This window comes from Skermanella sp. (genome assembly GCF_059503625.1).
This window is the reverse complement of record NZ_JCACHA010000961.1, coordinates 1-13,107: the sequence shown is the minus strand read 5'-3', so window position 1 is coordinate 13,107 and position 13,107 is coordinate 1. Positions and strand designations below refer to the sequence as shown.

13 protein-coding genes are annotated in these 13,107 nt (G+C 66.4%); 1 reads left to right on the top strand and 12 read right to left on the bottom strand.

The annotated features are described in order from the left end of the window. Positions 1–73: 73 nt before the first annotated feature. The 12 genes from AC5JJ6_RS35170 to AC5JJ6_RS35115 form a co-directional block, all read right to left on the bottom strand. On the bottom strand, positions 74–481 hold the full coding sequence (locus AC5JJ6_RS35170; protein ID WP_496046492.1) for a VOC family protein: 408 nt from the start codon (positions 479–481) through the stop codon (positions 74–76). A 16-nt stretch (positions 482–497) separates the two neighbouring features. Beyond that, entirely contained in the window at positions 498–1,742 is a 1,245-nt protein-coding gene (locus AC5JJ6_RS35165; RefSeq protein WP_496046491.1) for a methyltransferase domain-containing protein, read from the bottom strand. Continuing rightward, on the bottom strand, positions 1,739–2,809 hold the full coding sequence (locus tag AC5JJ6_RS35160) for a Gfo/Idh/MocA family protein (protein WP_496046490.1): 1,071 nt from the start codon (positions 2,807–2,809) through the stop codon (positions 1,739–1,741). The genes AC5JJ6_RS35165 and AC5JJ6_RS35160 overlap by 4 nt, the downstream gene beginning before the upstream one ends. Beyond that, positions 2,806–3,468, bottom strand: coding sequence for a class I SAM-dependent methyltransferase (locus tag AC5JJ6_RS35155; protein ID WP_496046489.1), 663 nt, complete (start codon positions 3,466–3,468; stop codon positions 2,806–2,808). Before AC5JJ6_RS35155 ends, AC5JJ6_RS35160 begins: the two co-directional genes overlap by 4 nt. Continuing rightward, positions 3,468–4,532, bottom strand: coding sequence for a radical SAM/SPASM domain-containing protein (locus AC5JJ6_RS35150; RefSeq protein ID WP_496046488.1), 1,065 nt, complete (start codon positions 4,530–4,532; stop codon positions 3,468–3,470). The genes AC5JJ6_RS35155 and AC5JJ6_RS35150 overlap by 1 nt, the downstream gene beginning before the upstream one ends. An 18-nt stretch (positions 4,533–4,550) precedes the next feature. Beyond that, positions 4,551–4,982, bottom strand: coding sequence for an LIC12192 family sporadic carbohydrate cluster protein (locus AC5JJ6_RS35145; RefSeq protein ID WP_496046487.1), 432 nt, complete (start codon positions 4,980–4,982; stop codon positions 4,551–4,553). After that, positions 4,975–5,781, bottom strand: a complete 807-nt coding sequence (locus AC5JJ6_RS35140) for a sporadic carbohydrate cluster 2OG-Fe(II) oxygenase (RefSeq protein ID WP_496046486.1) — start codon at positions 5,779–5,781, stop codon at positions 4,975–4,977. Before AC5JJ6_RS35140 ends, AC5JJ6_RS35145 begins: the two co-directional genes overlap by 8 nt. Beyond that, a complete protein-coding gene (locus AC5JJ6_RS35135; protein ID WP_496046485.1) occupies positions 5,778–6,713 on the bottom strand; it encodes a transketolase family protein in 936 nt (311 codons plus the stop codon). Before AC5JJ6_RS35135 ends, AC5JJ6_RS35140 begins: the two co-directional genes overlap by 4 nt. Before the next feature lie 130 nt (positions 6,714–6,843). Continuing rightward, positions 6,844–7,764 (bottom strand): transketolase, encoded by a 921-nt coding sequence (locus AC5JJ6_RS35130; protein WP_496046484.1) that lies wholly within the window; start codon positions 7,762–7,764, stop codon positions 6,844–6,846. Then, on the bottom strand, positions 7,736–9,379 hold the full coding sequence (locus AC5JJ6_RS35125; RefSeq protein WP_496046483.1) for a hypothetical protein: 1,644 nt from the start codon (positions 9,377–9,379) through the stop codon (positions 7,736–7,738). Before AC5JJ6_RS35125 ends, AC5JJ6_RS35130 begins: the two co-directional genes overlap by 29 nt. A gap of 10 nt (positions 9,380–9,389) precedes the next feature. Continuing rightward, positions 9,390–10,013: an SIS domain-containing protein gene (locus AC5JJ6_RS35120; protein WP_496046482.1), complete on the bottom strand. Its 624-nt coding sequence runs from the start codon at positions 10,011–10,013 to the stop codon at positions 9,390–9,392. 8 nt (positions 10,014–10,021) lie between these two features. After that, positions 10,022–11,569: a PfkB family carbohydrate kinase gene (locus AC5JJ6_RS35115; RefSeq protein ID WP_496046481.1), complete on the bottom strand. Its 1,548-nt coding sequence runs from the start codon at positions 11,567–11,569 to the stop codon at positions 10,022–10,024. Positions 11,570–11,915: 346 nt separating this feature from the next. On the opposite strand from AC5JJ6_RS35115, the gene AC5JJ6_RS35110 reads away from it, so the two are divergent. Further along, positions 11,916–13,076, top strand: a complete 1,161-nt coding sequence (locus AC5JJ6_RS35110) for a hypothetical protein (RefSeq protein ID WP_496046480.1) — start codon at positions 11,916–11,918, stop codon at positions 13,074–13,076. Positions 13,077–13,107: the final 31 nt, after the last annotated feature.

The window sequence follows — 13,107 nt, the reverse complement described above, 5'->3', positions numbered from 1 at the left end:
ACAAGATCTTGCTACTGCTATTTCCTGTCTAGGTGAAAGCCATAATAGGCCGAATTCAAAGTCGATCCTTGACTCAAACATAGGGAAACTGGACGCATTGGCTGTCGTACTGGTGAAATTCGACGGGCGTCCCATCCGGGTCGGCGATGGTGAACTGCAAGGTGCGGTCGGTTCGGCCTCGCTTGACCTCGGCGGCGAGGCCCAGCGTCCGGACATGGGTCGCCGTCGCCTCGATATCTTCAACCTCGAAGCACAGGTGGCGGAACAGGCCTCGGCCGGACCGGGCGTCCGGGTCCTGTTCGTTGAACAGTTCCAGGAACGTGCCTGGGGCCACGGTCAGCAGGACGCCGTAGCGTTCGCCGGCAGGGTTGACGAACTCGTGGATGACGCGGGCTTCCATCAGGCTGCCGTAGAACGCGATCAGGCGCTCAAGGTCGGTCGTGCCGAGACAGACATGGGCGAGGCGGCGCACCGGGGACATGGCGGCTCTCCTCCCTTCAGCGGATCGTGGGGAAGGGCAGGGGGACGATGAAGCGGCCTCCCGCTGCCCGGTAGCGTTCGTGCCGGCCGATGATCGGGGCGGCGTAGCGCCATGCCAGGACCACGACCGCCGAGGGCGGCGTATCACGGTAGAGGGCGTCCGACGTGGTGACCGGAATGTCGCGTCCTTCCGCCGGAAGGGTGCCGGCCAGCGGCTTGTCGTCGGCGATGAAGTCAAGGACATCGCCGAGGCGGAACTGGTGGACCAGGGTGACCGAGCCGACCGATGCGCCGTAGCCTGCGACCCGGCCTCCGCCGGCTTTCTCCGCCGCGATCAGGTCGCCCAGCCGGTCTGTGACTTCCGTCAGCCGACGGGCGAAGGCACGGTAGGGTTCGGGCCTGTCGAGGCCCGCCGCCAGTTCGGCCGCCACCGTTTCGGCAATCCTGGGCGAGACCGGACGGGGCCCGCCCTTGAGCTGGACGATGCCCCGGATCGAGCCGCCTTTGTTCGGGACGGGCAGCACGTCGATCAGTTCCATCCCATGGCGGGCGAAGAATCCGACCAGCGGGCGCGCCATGAAGTACGAGAGATGCTCGTGGTAGACGGTATCGATCAGCGTATCGCGGACCACCGCGGCACCGTAGGAGGTGTCGAAGACGAAGGTGCCGTCGGCAGTCAGCAGGGCGCGGATACCGGCCATGACATCGCCGAGATCGTCCAGGTTGGCGAAGGTGTTGTTGGCGACGACCAGCCGTGCCCGGCCGTGGGTTTCCAGGATCTCGCCGGCCAGGGCGGCGTCGAAGAAGCGCGCCAGCGTCGGCGTGCCGGCGGCAGATGCGCGGGCGGCGATCTCTTGTGCGGGGTCGACGCCCAGGACCCGCAGGCCGAAGGGCTGGAAGGCGCGGAGCAATGTGCCGTCGTTGCTGCCGATCTCCACCACCAGGTCCCCGGCGGCGAGGCCCAGGCTTTCGACCACCTGACCGGCGAAGGACCGGAAGTATTCGTCAAGGCCCAGGGAAATCGTGGTGCGGTAGCGGAAGTTCCGGTACTGGATTTCCGGATCGATGATATCCAGGAGCTGGAAGTGGCCGCAATTGCGGCACAAATAGAGGTCGAGCGGGACCTGACTGTCCTTCAGCCCTGCCGCGACTTCCCCGGTGTTCGGCGTCGCGATCGGGATCGGCCGCAGCGGCACGACATTGTCGACATTGGTCCCGCTGCACAGCCGGCAGGTGTCGCGATGGTGGAAGGCGGGTTTCATGCAAAGCTCCCGGAATGACGCCAGATGGCTTCGGCGAGCCGAAGATCCTCAAGGGCGTCGCGGCCATTGGCGAGCGGCGTTCGCCGCTCGCGGATGTCGGTGACGAAGGCCTCGGCCTGACGGCGGAACGACCAGCTCCAGCCCGACGGCGGCGGGTGAATGGCGGTGACGGCTCCGGCGTGGCGCAGGGTGACGCTGGCCGGGACGTTGCGCAGCAGCGGGGGCGGGAAAGCGACGGTCAGGGTCGCCCGCTCGAACGTCGCCTCGACCCCCTCGTTCCAGCCGGGGCCGGATGTCTCCGCCATGTCGAGCACCGCCGGGAAATCGCCGAAATCGAGCAGCACCATCCGGCCGTTGGGCCGGCGCAGGTCGGCGGCGGTCACATCGGGCGTGGCGCCGAACAGCCAGCGCAGGATGTTGAGGTCGTGGACGAAGACGTTGAGGAACCAGGCATAGTCGTCGGCCATGGACGAAGGCAGCCAGTCCGGCGCCGCCGGCCACAGCTCAAGCCCATCGGGGCGCGGTTCCGCCGTCATGACGTGGGCGCCTTCAAGCTGCGTGCCCGCCGCGAAGTCGCCGCCGTGGCAGTGGCAGCGCACGGTCAGAAGACGGCCCCAGCGCCCGTCCGCCCGGGCCTCGTCCAGCAGGAGCTTGGCGTGCTGGACGCCGGCGTCGTGGCGCTTCATGAAGCCGACGGCATAGGTCAGTCCTGCCCTTTCCGCCGCATCCACCAGCTTTTCACCCTGCGCCACGGTATGGGCCATCGGCTTTTCCGACAGCACGTGACGGCCCGCATGGAGGGCGTCCAGCACGATGGGGCCGGTGGCGGGACGCCGGGTGACCACGACGACCGCCTCGATTTCCGGGTCCCGGAGCAGTTCCCGGTGGGAGGGGTAGATTTTGGGCACGCCGAAGCGCGAGGCGGCGGCCTGGGCCAGATCGGGGCGCAGTTCGGCCAGCGCCGCGACACGGCAGCTGGGCAGGCCGGTGAAGTTGGCGAGGTGAGCCAGCTGGCCTACCATGCCGGCGCCGATCAGGCCCAGGACGATGGTGCGGTTCCCGGTCATTCGAAATAGATGAAGCCGTGGTCGCCGGTATAGCCGGCCTGCGCGAAGAACCATGCCCATTCGGCTGGCGTGTAGAAGGTCTCGCAGGTCAGCTGCCAGTAGAGCAGGTTGGCCTTCTCCCGCTCGTTCCGGTAGGACTCGGCGCAGATATAGCGGCGGTCCCGGCCGACCCGCTGCATCTCCTTCAGGGCGGCCCACAGCTCGTAGTTATAAAGGTTGTGGAAGACGTTGAGCGAATAGACGAAGTCGAAGTGGCCGTCCGGCCAGGGCAGCGCGGTGCAGGTGCCGGTCCGGAGGAAGGGACGGACTTCTTCGTGCGCATGCGCGACGCCGTAATCCGAGATATCGATGCCGGCGACCTCCAGGCCCGGAACGGCCTGGGTCAGCTCGTACAGGAGGAAGCCCTTGCCGCAGCCGACGTCCAGCACGCGGTCGCCGGCCTTCAGACCGTAGTGGGAGGCCATGGCTTCCGCCACGGGACGCCAGCGGCCGTCGTAGCGGTAGCCGCCATAGCCGTACTGCCGGGCGCCGTCCCAATAATCGAAGCCCCATTGCTTTGCAACCGCTGCGCATTCGGCCTTGTCGTGGGCGGTTACCCGCTCGACGTAGTCGCGCTTCGTGCCGGTATGGAGTGGGCGCAGGAAGTCGATCTCGGCCATCAGACGAATACCGCATGTTCGGGATCGATCGAGAGGTATTCCAGGATCGACAGGTTCTTGGAGTGGGTGACGCAATGGTGCCGGCACTGGGTGCGCGGGTCGAAGGCATGCAGGCGTTCCCGGTTCTCGTCGGAAAACCACAGGTCGCGGAAGCTCCTGGTCTCGATCGAGCCCAGGTCGCCGGCATCGGTATAGGCCTTGTCCTGGCAGGTATAGACGTGCTGGTCGGCGCCGATCACGGTCAGGAACATCAGGTAAGGGCAGGTGGCATAGGTCTTTTCGAAGCCTTCGGTCATCTCGTGGTAATGGTCGATCACGCCGAAGCCGTCGCCGTCGAGCGTCCGGCACAAGGCTATCTGAGGCTCGACCACCTCCCTGAACTCCCGATGATAGGCATTGTTGGCGGCGGCATCGTTGGCGACGACGGCGGCCGACAGCTTGACGTGGCCGGCGCCGGCTTCCTTGAACAGGCTGGCTATCTCGAAAACACGCGCGGCATTATCTTTCGACACTATCAGGCTGACGCCGAGCACCGCCTTGGTGCCGGTCGCCTTGAAGTCCCGGACATTGGAGAGGAGCTGGGTGAATGCCCCGGCAGGCGCGCCGCGCGCGGCGCTGTAGCTTGCGTCGTCCCAGGCGTCGACGGAGATCCGGACCCAGGTGGCATGGCGGGCCAGCGCTTCGCCGACCCGGCCTTTCAGGTTGCTGCCGTTGGTCAGCGTCGCGACGTGGATGCCGCCTTTGGCGAGCCGGTCGATGACATAGGGAAGCGGCTTGTAGAGAAGCGGCTCGCCGCCGCCGGAGAAGGTAACGGCCTTGACGCCCATGGCGATCAGGTCGTCCACGATCTCCATCATCTTGGCTTCGGGAATCTGGTCGGCTTCCCGCATCCCTTCGCCCAGTTGCAGGCCGTCGGCGCGGTAGGCGCAGTACCAGCAATTGTGATTGCACCGGTTGGTCGGCTTGATCCGGATATGGACGGGCGCCTCCACCCGGCGCTCGCGGATCGCCGCGAGGTGGTCGGCATAACCCAGGTACTTGAGCGGGCTGTAGAGCGTCGCCATGGCCGGTCATCCCCCCTTTCAGAGAGTCGTGGGGCAGTGCGGGAGCGCCATCCGGATCAGCCAGATATCCTCGACGCGCGCGGCATCGGCGGCGCCGTGGATGGACTGGCCCTCGACGGCGCCGTGCAGGCTGGCGCCGCTATCGATCACCCGGCGGTAGATCGCACGCCGCTTTTCGGTGTCGCGGGGCAGCATGAACAGGCTGTACAGGACGATGCCCTGGAGGACCGGGAGTTCGGCCAGAACCTGGTTGAGCATCATGTGGCAGCCGGGCATGGCGTATTCGGTGGCGCTCAGCAGGTAGTCGAAGCCCTTGCGCCGGCAGAAGTCGCGGATCACGAGGTTCTGGACGTGCTGCGGCGGGTTCTGGCCCAGATAGGCCCGGCTGCCGATATAGCCTCGGTAGCCGAATCGCCCGGTCGTGCCGGAGATCCCGGTGGCGTCAGTCATGGAAGCCGTCCGGGAACCGGAAGTCCAGGCCGAGCCGCGTCGCGGGCCGCAGGGTGATCGGCTCGAAGAACTCTCCCAGCCGCTTGTCGGCATAGGGGCTGAACAGGCCCTTGAACCGGCAGTTCATCGACCAGCGGGTGGCGGGTTCCAGGTTGACCCGGTTGCCGTGGAGGAGGTTCTGGCTGAACAGCAGGAAATGCCCGTAGGGCACGTCGAGCCAGACGAGGTCCTGCTCCACCGATGAGAACAGGTCGTCCACGGTGCGGTCGGCGAATCCCTTGAGGCTGGCGCAGGCCCTGGCGTTGGCGGCGGGCGGCAGGATGCACATGCTCTTGGTGCGCAGGCAGTCCACCAGCGGCAGCCAGAGCACGACCTCGTACGGCGAATCGCCGTCCCAGACGTCGCAGTGCAGCGGCAGGAGCGAGCTGTCGTCGCCGGGGAGCTGGACGGAAAGGCCGACGGTGCGCTGCATCGCCAGCTCGTTGCCGACGACGGTCGACAGCGCCCGGCGGGCCAGGGCGTGATAGGAGGTCCGGAACCAGGGCTCGGCGTTCAATCCCTGGATGACGGCAAGGCGAAGGTCGTTGAGCCGGGCCGGAGCGACCCGGTCGCCGATCCGGTCCAGGAAGTGCTGGGGATCGTTGGGCAGCGGCACGCCGAGATGGCCGGCGGCCAGAGCCGCCGTGCGGTCGCGGATCCGGGCGAGGGCGTCGGCGTCCTCGACCGGCAGGATCAGCCACTGGTCGGCTACGAAGCGATCGCCGAGGGCGAGTTCGTCGGGGCTGAGGAAGCCGGTCATGGCGCCGCCTCGACGACGGCCTCGACGGCTGCCTGTGCTATCGCGGGCGCCGTCAGGCCGTGCAGCCTGTGGTGCTCCTGCTGGGAGCCGTACTTGACGGGGAAGGCGTCGGGAAGGCCGAGCCGGCGGAGCGGCGGAATCCGGCCGGGCAGGCGGTCCGACAGTGTCTCCAGCACGGCGCTGCCGAGGCCGCCGGTCAGGACGTGCTCTTCCACCGTGACGATCAGGCGAACCTTGCGGGCAAGGCCCACCAGGGCGTCGGCGTCGATCGGCTTGACCGTGTGCATGTGGAGCACGCCGCAGGTGATGCCCCGCGCCTCCAGCAGGTCGGCGGCATCCAGGCACGGCCCGAGCATGACGCCGGTGGAGACCAGCAGCACGTCGCCGGGCGGGCGCTTGAGGATGGCCTTGCCAAGCGTGAATCCGTCTTCCGCGCTGGTCACAACGGGATCGCCGCCCTTGGCGAGGCGGATATAGATCGGGTGCGGCCAGTCCAGGGTCGCCCGCATCAGCCGGCGCATTTCCTCCGCATCCGCCACGGCCACCACGGTCATGTTGGGCAGCGCCCGCATGATGGCTATGTCCTCGATGGCGAGGTGGGTCGGACCCAGGGGCGCATAGACCACGCCGCCGCCGCTGGCGATCAGCCGCACCGGCAGGTCGTGCAGGCAGAGATCGACCGCGACCTGTTCGTAGGAACGGCGGGTCAGGAAAGTGGCGATCGTGTTGATGTAGGGGATGAAGCCGTCCAGAGCCATGCCGGCCGCCATGCCGATCACGTTCTGCTCGGAAATCCCTTCCATGAAGAAGCGGTCGGGAAACTCGTCCCGCATCTCCGTCAGGGTGTCGGGACCAAGGTCGGAGCCGATGAAGACGACGCGGGGGTCGGCCTTGGCCAGCTCATGGACCATCTTGAGGCTGGTCTGACGCATCAGGAAATCTCCGGCGGGCAGGTGCCCGGTGCAGGGGACCGGCGGTAAGCGGCCTGGGTCAACAGGCCGCCGATGTCATCGGATGTCATCATTTGCCGGGAGGACAAGGGCAAGGGCACGATGGTCGGCATCACGCCAGCGCCCGGTGCAGGCCGGCCAGATCGGACGGCGACAGCTTGGCCTTATGGTGCCATTCGGCGCGGCCTTCCGCGAAATCGACGCCCCGGCCCTTGATGGTATGGCAGATCACGGCGGTCGGGCGGGCCGGATCGGCGGGGGCGGCGGTCAGGACGCGGCGCAGCTCCGCCACATCGTGGCCGTCCACTTCCACCGCACGGAAGCCGAAGGCTTCCCACTTGGCCGCCAGCGGTTCGAGCGGCTGGATCGCGGAGACGGGACCGGCGGATTGCAGCTTGTTGTAATCGACCAGGGCGGTCAGCGAACCGAGCCGGTGCTTGCCGGCGCTGAACGCCGCTTCCCAGACCGAACCTTCCCCAAGCTCGCCGTCGCCGAGCAGAACGAAGACCCGGCTGTCGCGCCCCTGCATCCGTGCCGCCAGCGCCATGCCGACGCCGATGGGAAGGCCATGGCCGAGCGCTCCGGTCGATGCCTCGACGCCCGGCACCTTGCCGTATTCGGGATGGCCGCCGAGGATGCTGTCGAACCGGCAGAAATCGTCGAGGGCGGCTTCCGGAAAGAAGCCTTTGTCGGCCAGCACTGCGTAAAGCGCAAGACAGCCGTGACCCTTGCTGAGGATGAAGCGGTCGCGTCCGGCCCAGCGTGGGTCGTCCGGGCGGTAGCGCATCACGTCGTCATAAAGGACGCGAATGGCTTCGACCGGCGACATGCTGGAGCCGATATGGCCGCGCCCGCCGCCTTCCAGCGCGCGGACGATCAGCCGGCGCAGATGGAGCGAGCGCGCATCGAGTGCGGCGTTCGACCGGTCCGACCCGATGGGCAGGTCAGGCGGCGCCTGGTCGAGAGGCGGCAGGTCAAGCGGCGGCAAATCAAGCGGCGGCAAATCAAGCGGCGAAGGAGAAGCGGCCGTCATGGTCGGTCAGCGTCCTGAGAAGTGAGGTGGCCTTGGCGAGTTGCCGGGTTTCCGCCGCGATGCGGTCCTCCGCCCCGGCGAAGGCGCGGCGTGCCCAGCGTTCGGGCAGGAATTCGTTGAGCAGGATCAGGCACCAGCGCAGGCCGTAAAGCGGATGAAGCAGGTCGAGGCGGTCCGCGAACCCGGGGTCGCGGGCGAAAACGGTCCGGCATCCATCGAGGAAGCGCGCCTTCAGTGCCGAGCGCAGCGCCATGCCGGGATGGAGCACGAAGTCGGCGGCCAGCTTTACCGGATCGTCCCAGCCGAAATACTCGAAATCGACGAAATGCAGGCCGTCCGGCGTCGCAAGGGCGTTGTGAAAGCCGAGATCCGACGGGCTGAGGGTACGGAGATCCGACGGCAGCGGCGTGTCGAGCCGGCGGACTTGGCTGCCCCAGCGTTCCAGCAGTGGGCCGATGCCATCACCCAGCAGGCGGTCGAGAGCGGGCGCACCGGCGGCGGCGCTTGCCAGCGCCGCCAGCCGCCGGTCGATCTGGCGGACCAGTTCGGCCGGGCTGAGGCAGGCTTCGGAGGCCGGCGGCAGCGCGGCAGCGTCGGGACGCTGGCGCAGGCGATCGAGGGTCGCCACGAAGTCCAGCATGCAGGTGAGGTGATCGTCGCCCGGATTGCTCACCGGAGCGCCGTCGATCCAGGAATAGAGCGCCGCACCGGAAACCGGATCGGCGGCGATGGCGCGCGGCGTCCGCTCGACGCCGTGGCGCGCCACGAAGGAGAGGGCGGCGAACTCCGTCCCGAGGCGGTCGCGCGTGTCACCCGGCAGCTTTGGGTAGAGCTTCAGGCAGAAGGGACCGGCGGCGGTGTCGAGCCGGTAGATCCGGTTGTTGCCGCTGGCCGTCCCGCGCCGGATCGCGGTTACGGGATGCCCGAGTTGGAGTTCCGCCCAATCGGCCGCTTCGGCGACGGCGGGATCGGACACCCGGGGGCTGGTCGTGTGCCGATCGGAAACATTCGGCGTCAGGATCGCGGCGTTCAGTCCAGCCCAGTCCCGATGGGCCGTGAAGGGGCCGGAGGGAAGCGGGCCGGGGTCGGGGTGGAACAGGTGGGGCGCGGCCGTTGCAGGGAAGCCTGGATGGGTCAGCACTTCTTCCAGGTCGTCTATGAAGACGTCGCAGCCGCAGGCGGCGATCCGGGCGACCTTGGCGTCGCGGTCGTCCTCGAAGAAGACGGCGGACGGATCGAGGCCGAAGGCGTCGAAGAATCCCTGTTTCGTCATCCAGCGCATTGCCGCCTGCCGGAGATCGACGCCGGCGGGATCGAAGTGGCCATAGCGGGACTTGTGGCTGACGATCGCCACCTTGACGCCCTGCGCGCGGCAAGCGAGCAGGAATTCCGCGGCGCCCGCGATCAGCTCGGCCTCGTCCATGCGGGCGCCGTAGACCTGCCCCTGGATCGCCATCCATTCGCGTTCGCCGTCGGGGCGCTGACGCAGCCGGTCGCGGATCGACCGTTTGGAGACGGGGAAGTCCGGAAGCATCAGGCCGCGCCGTCCGGCTTCCGCCGCGAAGGCGCTGTTGTAGCCGGCAAGGGTGTTGTCGAAATCGATCCCGATCAGCATGGCCGGGTGATCATGTCACGTGCGCCAGGGCGGATACGGCGGGATGGCCGGCGATCAGTTCTTCCGTCACACCCGAGAGGTGATCGACGACGGCGTGGCAGAGAACGAGATGGCTGATCTCGACGAAGCCATAGGCGTCCGACGGGGCGAACAGGTTGATGTCGCCGAGCAGGCGAAGCGGGTTGTCCGGGGTAAAACCCGAAAGCGTCACTATATGACATCCGATGTCACGGGCGGCGGCTACCGCCTTGACGATATCGGCCGAGCGGCCCGAACTGCTGATGGCGAACAGCAGGTCGCCCGGCTGGGCATGGAAGCCGATCTGGCGGGAGAACACCTCGGAAAAGTCGTGGTCGTTGCCGAGGCAGGTCAGGGCCGCCCCGTCGTTGAAGGCCAGCGCCCGGACGCGGCCGTTCTTGCTGAAGTCGATCGCCATGTGGCTTGCGATGGCGGCGCTGCCGCCGTTGCCGATGAACATCGCCTTGCCGCCGGCGTCGTGGATGCGGCGCGCCGCCAGGGCCGTGGAGGCTATCGCCTTTCCGGTGGCGAGCGGGTTTCCAGCACCGTCGGTCGCCACGACATCCTCCAGCGTCGAGCCCAGGGTCTTCAGGTAGCGGTCGAACTGGCCTTGCATCCCGGGTCTCACTTCAGCAGAGCGGTGACGTATTTGATCAGGCGCACCTTGTCGATGGCTTGGCGGTGGCCGACGATCCCCACTTTCATGGCACCCGCCGCATTGCCGACGAAGCCCACGACGTCCAGCGGAACGCCGCGCGCGACCAGGGGCGACGTGACGGACAGGAAGGCGTCGCCGGCGCCGACCGTATCGACCACCGAGCGGGTGAAGGCGGGGATCTGATTGAAGCCGGTCTCGCGGTCGAAGCTGATGCAGCCGTCCCTGCCCGTCGTGACCATGATCCTGCCGCACGCGACCCGTTCGGACAGCCGGCGCATCAGCTGGTCCAGGGGGCTCCACCGGTCGGCCATGGCGAGCTGGACTTCGGGCCGGTCGACGCAGATATAATCGGCCCGGCCGTATTTGGTGACGAGGTTGAAGCCTTGGTTGGCGCTGTTGCTCTGCGCGTTGACCGCCAGGAAGCGGGCGTGGCGCTGGAACGTGTCGATGGTCGAGGCAGAGATCAGGCCATGGCCGAAATCGGCCACGACGACCAGATCCCGTTCCGGAGCGAGGCGGGCGACCAAGCCGTCCACCTCCGCCTGAAGGGCGTCGGACAGCGGCGCGTCGTCGAAATGGTAGACTTCGAACAGTTTCCGGACATAGGCCGGCTCGACGAAGCGGCTCTTGCGGGTGGTCGGCGTCTCCGGCCGGCGGACGGCGTGCAGGGTGACGTTCGGCTTGAGCGAGGACCGGATGAAGTCCTCGTAGCCGTCGTCGCCGATGCAGGTCACGACATCGACGCCCCGGCAGAAGGAGGCGATGTGATTGGCGGCGGCAAAGACGCCGCCGGCGAAGATCTCGCGCCCCGTGAAGCGGGTGGCGATCATGTTCTCCTTGGGCGACTTGCCCATCGGCTGGACGTAGTCGTATTCGTCCAGAATGGCGTCGCCGACCAGCAGGACCCGGCAGTCGGCCACCTTGTCGAGCGCCGCCAGGACATCGCCCAGGCGCTGCGTGCCGCGCAGCCTGTTGAGATAGTCCTGGAGAGGCGGATCATGGATGTCCATGAACTGGTTGATCAGCGCCGACGAGCTGTGGACTACGTCGTCGGTGAAGACGATCCGCCCGCCGCCGCGCTCCACCGCCAGTCTCTCGTCGACGATCTTGCCGGTGACGTCCTGCTCCGCCTCGGCATATTCCGAGCCCTTGATGTAGACGTCGGGCCGGAGCGCTTCGATCATCGGAACGGCGGTCGGGGCCTCGCTGATCACGACGAGCGATACGGTATCCAGGGCGCCGAGCATCTCGGCCCGGACCTGTTCCGGAAAGACCGGGCGACCCGGTCCCTTGTTGACGAACCGGTCGGCGGTGATCGAGACGATCAGGACATCGCCTTCCTGGCGGGCAAGCTTCAGGTGGCGCAGATGCCCGATATGGAGGAGGTCGAAGACGCCGTGGGCCAGGACGACCCGCCGTCCCGCCGCCTTGTGGCTGTCGGCAAGGCGGGCCGCCTCATCGATGCCGACCAGTTTGGATGTCGCGGCCCCCGCGCCGTCGTTGCTCACGGTCATGCTCTGCTGGAGCAGGTTGTGGAACCGGGTGTGCGGCCCGTCCGAAAAGCTCCGATCGAGCCGGTGGGGCCGGCGGGCGATACTCTCCCCATGTCCTCGTCGCTTCCCGTAATTCAGCGGATCTTCACTAGGGCTACGAGCTTAGGACGGAACGGTTAACCAAACCTAAACGAGATGTTCATCTTTCGGCTGTTCGATAGAGGGGAGCAAACTTAAAGAAAATCTTAACTATTGCAGGTGTTCCCATGACCTAGAGCAGAAGCCCGATAAGATACCGGTTGCGTATCCGAGCATTGCTCCAGCCGTTGAGCTTGCTCAAAGGCTGGCTTTCAACAAGGACCGGATGATGCTTGATCCAACCCAATACCGCCTGGCCGAGACTATTGCCAAGCAACAGCTTCCGACCTGGCGTATTGCGCAGCGGCATACCCTCGAAGTGTTCGAGAAGGCAGGTTTTCCTGTCCGCGCCAATTCCTTCGCCGATCTGCGTCCGTTGATCGACACGATGCAGGAGAACCGGTTCGACAGCTATATGCGGGAACTGGGAGGACTGACACCGGCTCGCCGCTCGCTGCTGATGGGGGCGTTGCGGGACATCTGCATTTTACAGCTCAAGTATTTGAATACCCAGGAAGTCATCGTTCCATTTTCGACCGTAATGTCGGCTTTGGCCATTTACCAGAAGATCTCCCTGCTAAAGCCGGACTTCAGGAGCATCCTCGAAATCGGTCCCGGCTGCGGCTATACCAGCCTGTTCTTCGCGCGGCACGAAGGGCTGGAAAACTATAGTTCGGTCGAAGCGTGCGAGAGTTTCTATCTGCTGCAAAGCCTGCTGGACACGCATCTCTTCGGATCGAACTTCCGCGAATATGCCGCCGTTCCCGGCCAATCACCGGGCGATTCGTCCTGGCACGGCGGAGGCTATTTCCGATCCGACGACTATGAGCATCTGAATACCTTGACTGTGGCGGGGAGCGCGCGGCACCGGGAGATCTGTTCGCATTATCCCTGGTGGCGCATTCCCGACCTGGCCGGGTGCGGCCGCAAGTTCGATGTCATCACCTCGAACGCCAATCTGAACGAATTCTCCGTCGGAGCGCTGACCGAATACCTTGCCCTGTCCTATCAGCTTCTGGCCGATGACGGGATCTTCTTCTTTCAATGCCCCGGCTGGAACCATGACGGCCGCGACACCAACCGGTTCCTGTACGAAGCCGGCTTCGCCCCTCTCTTCCTGGCGGCCGGCACCGTGGAACTACGGCTTGGCGACGAGAATGGAGCCGGCGGGCGTCTGATCCGTCAGGAATTCACGGTTCCCAACGGCGTCCTGGTCAAAAGGGGCCATCCCCTGTGGGCCGGACAATTCCGGTCGGAGTGCTTCACCCAGCCTACGGTCTGTTTTGCCGAGCCCCGCCTGCTCGACGCCTTCTTCCCGACTGAGGCCGGCTCGCTGCCGGACCGGCACGACCTGCTGGAGGAACTCGGCGCGTCGCTGTCCTCAAGCTGACCGGCGGTATGACGGCCGGTCGGTCGAAGGG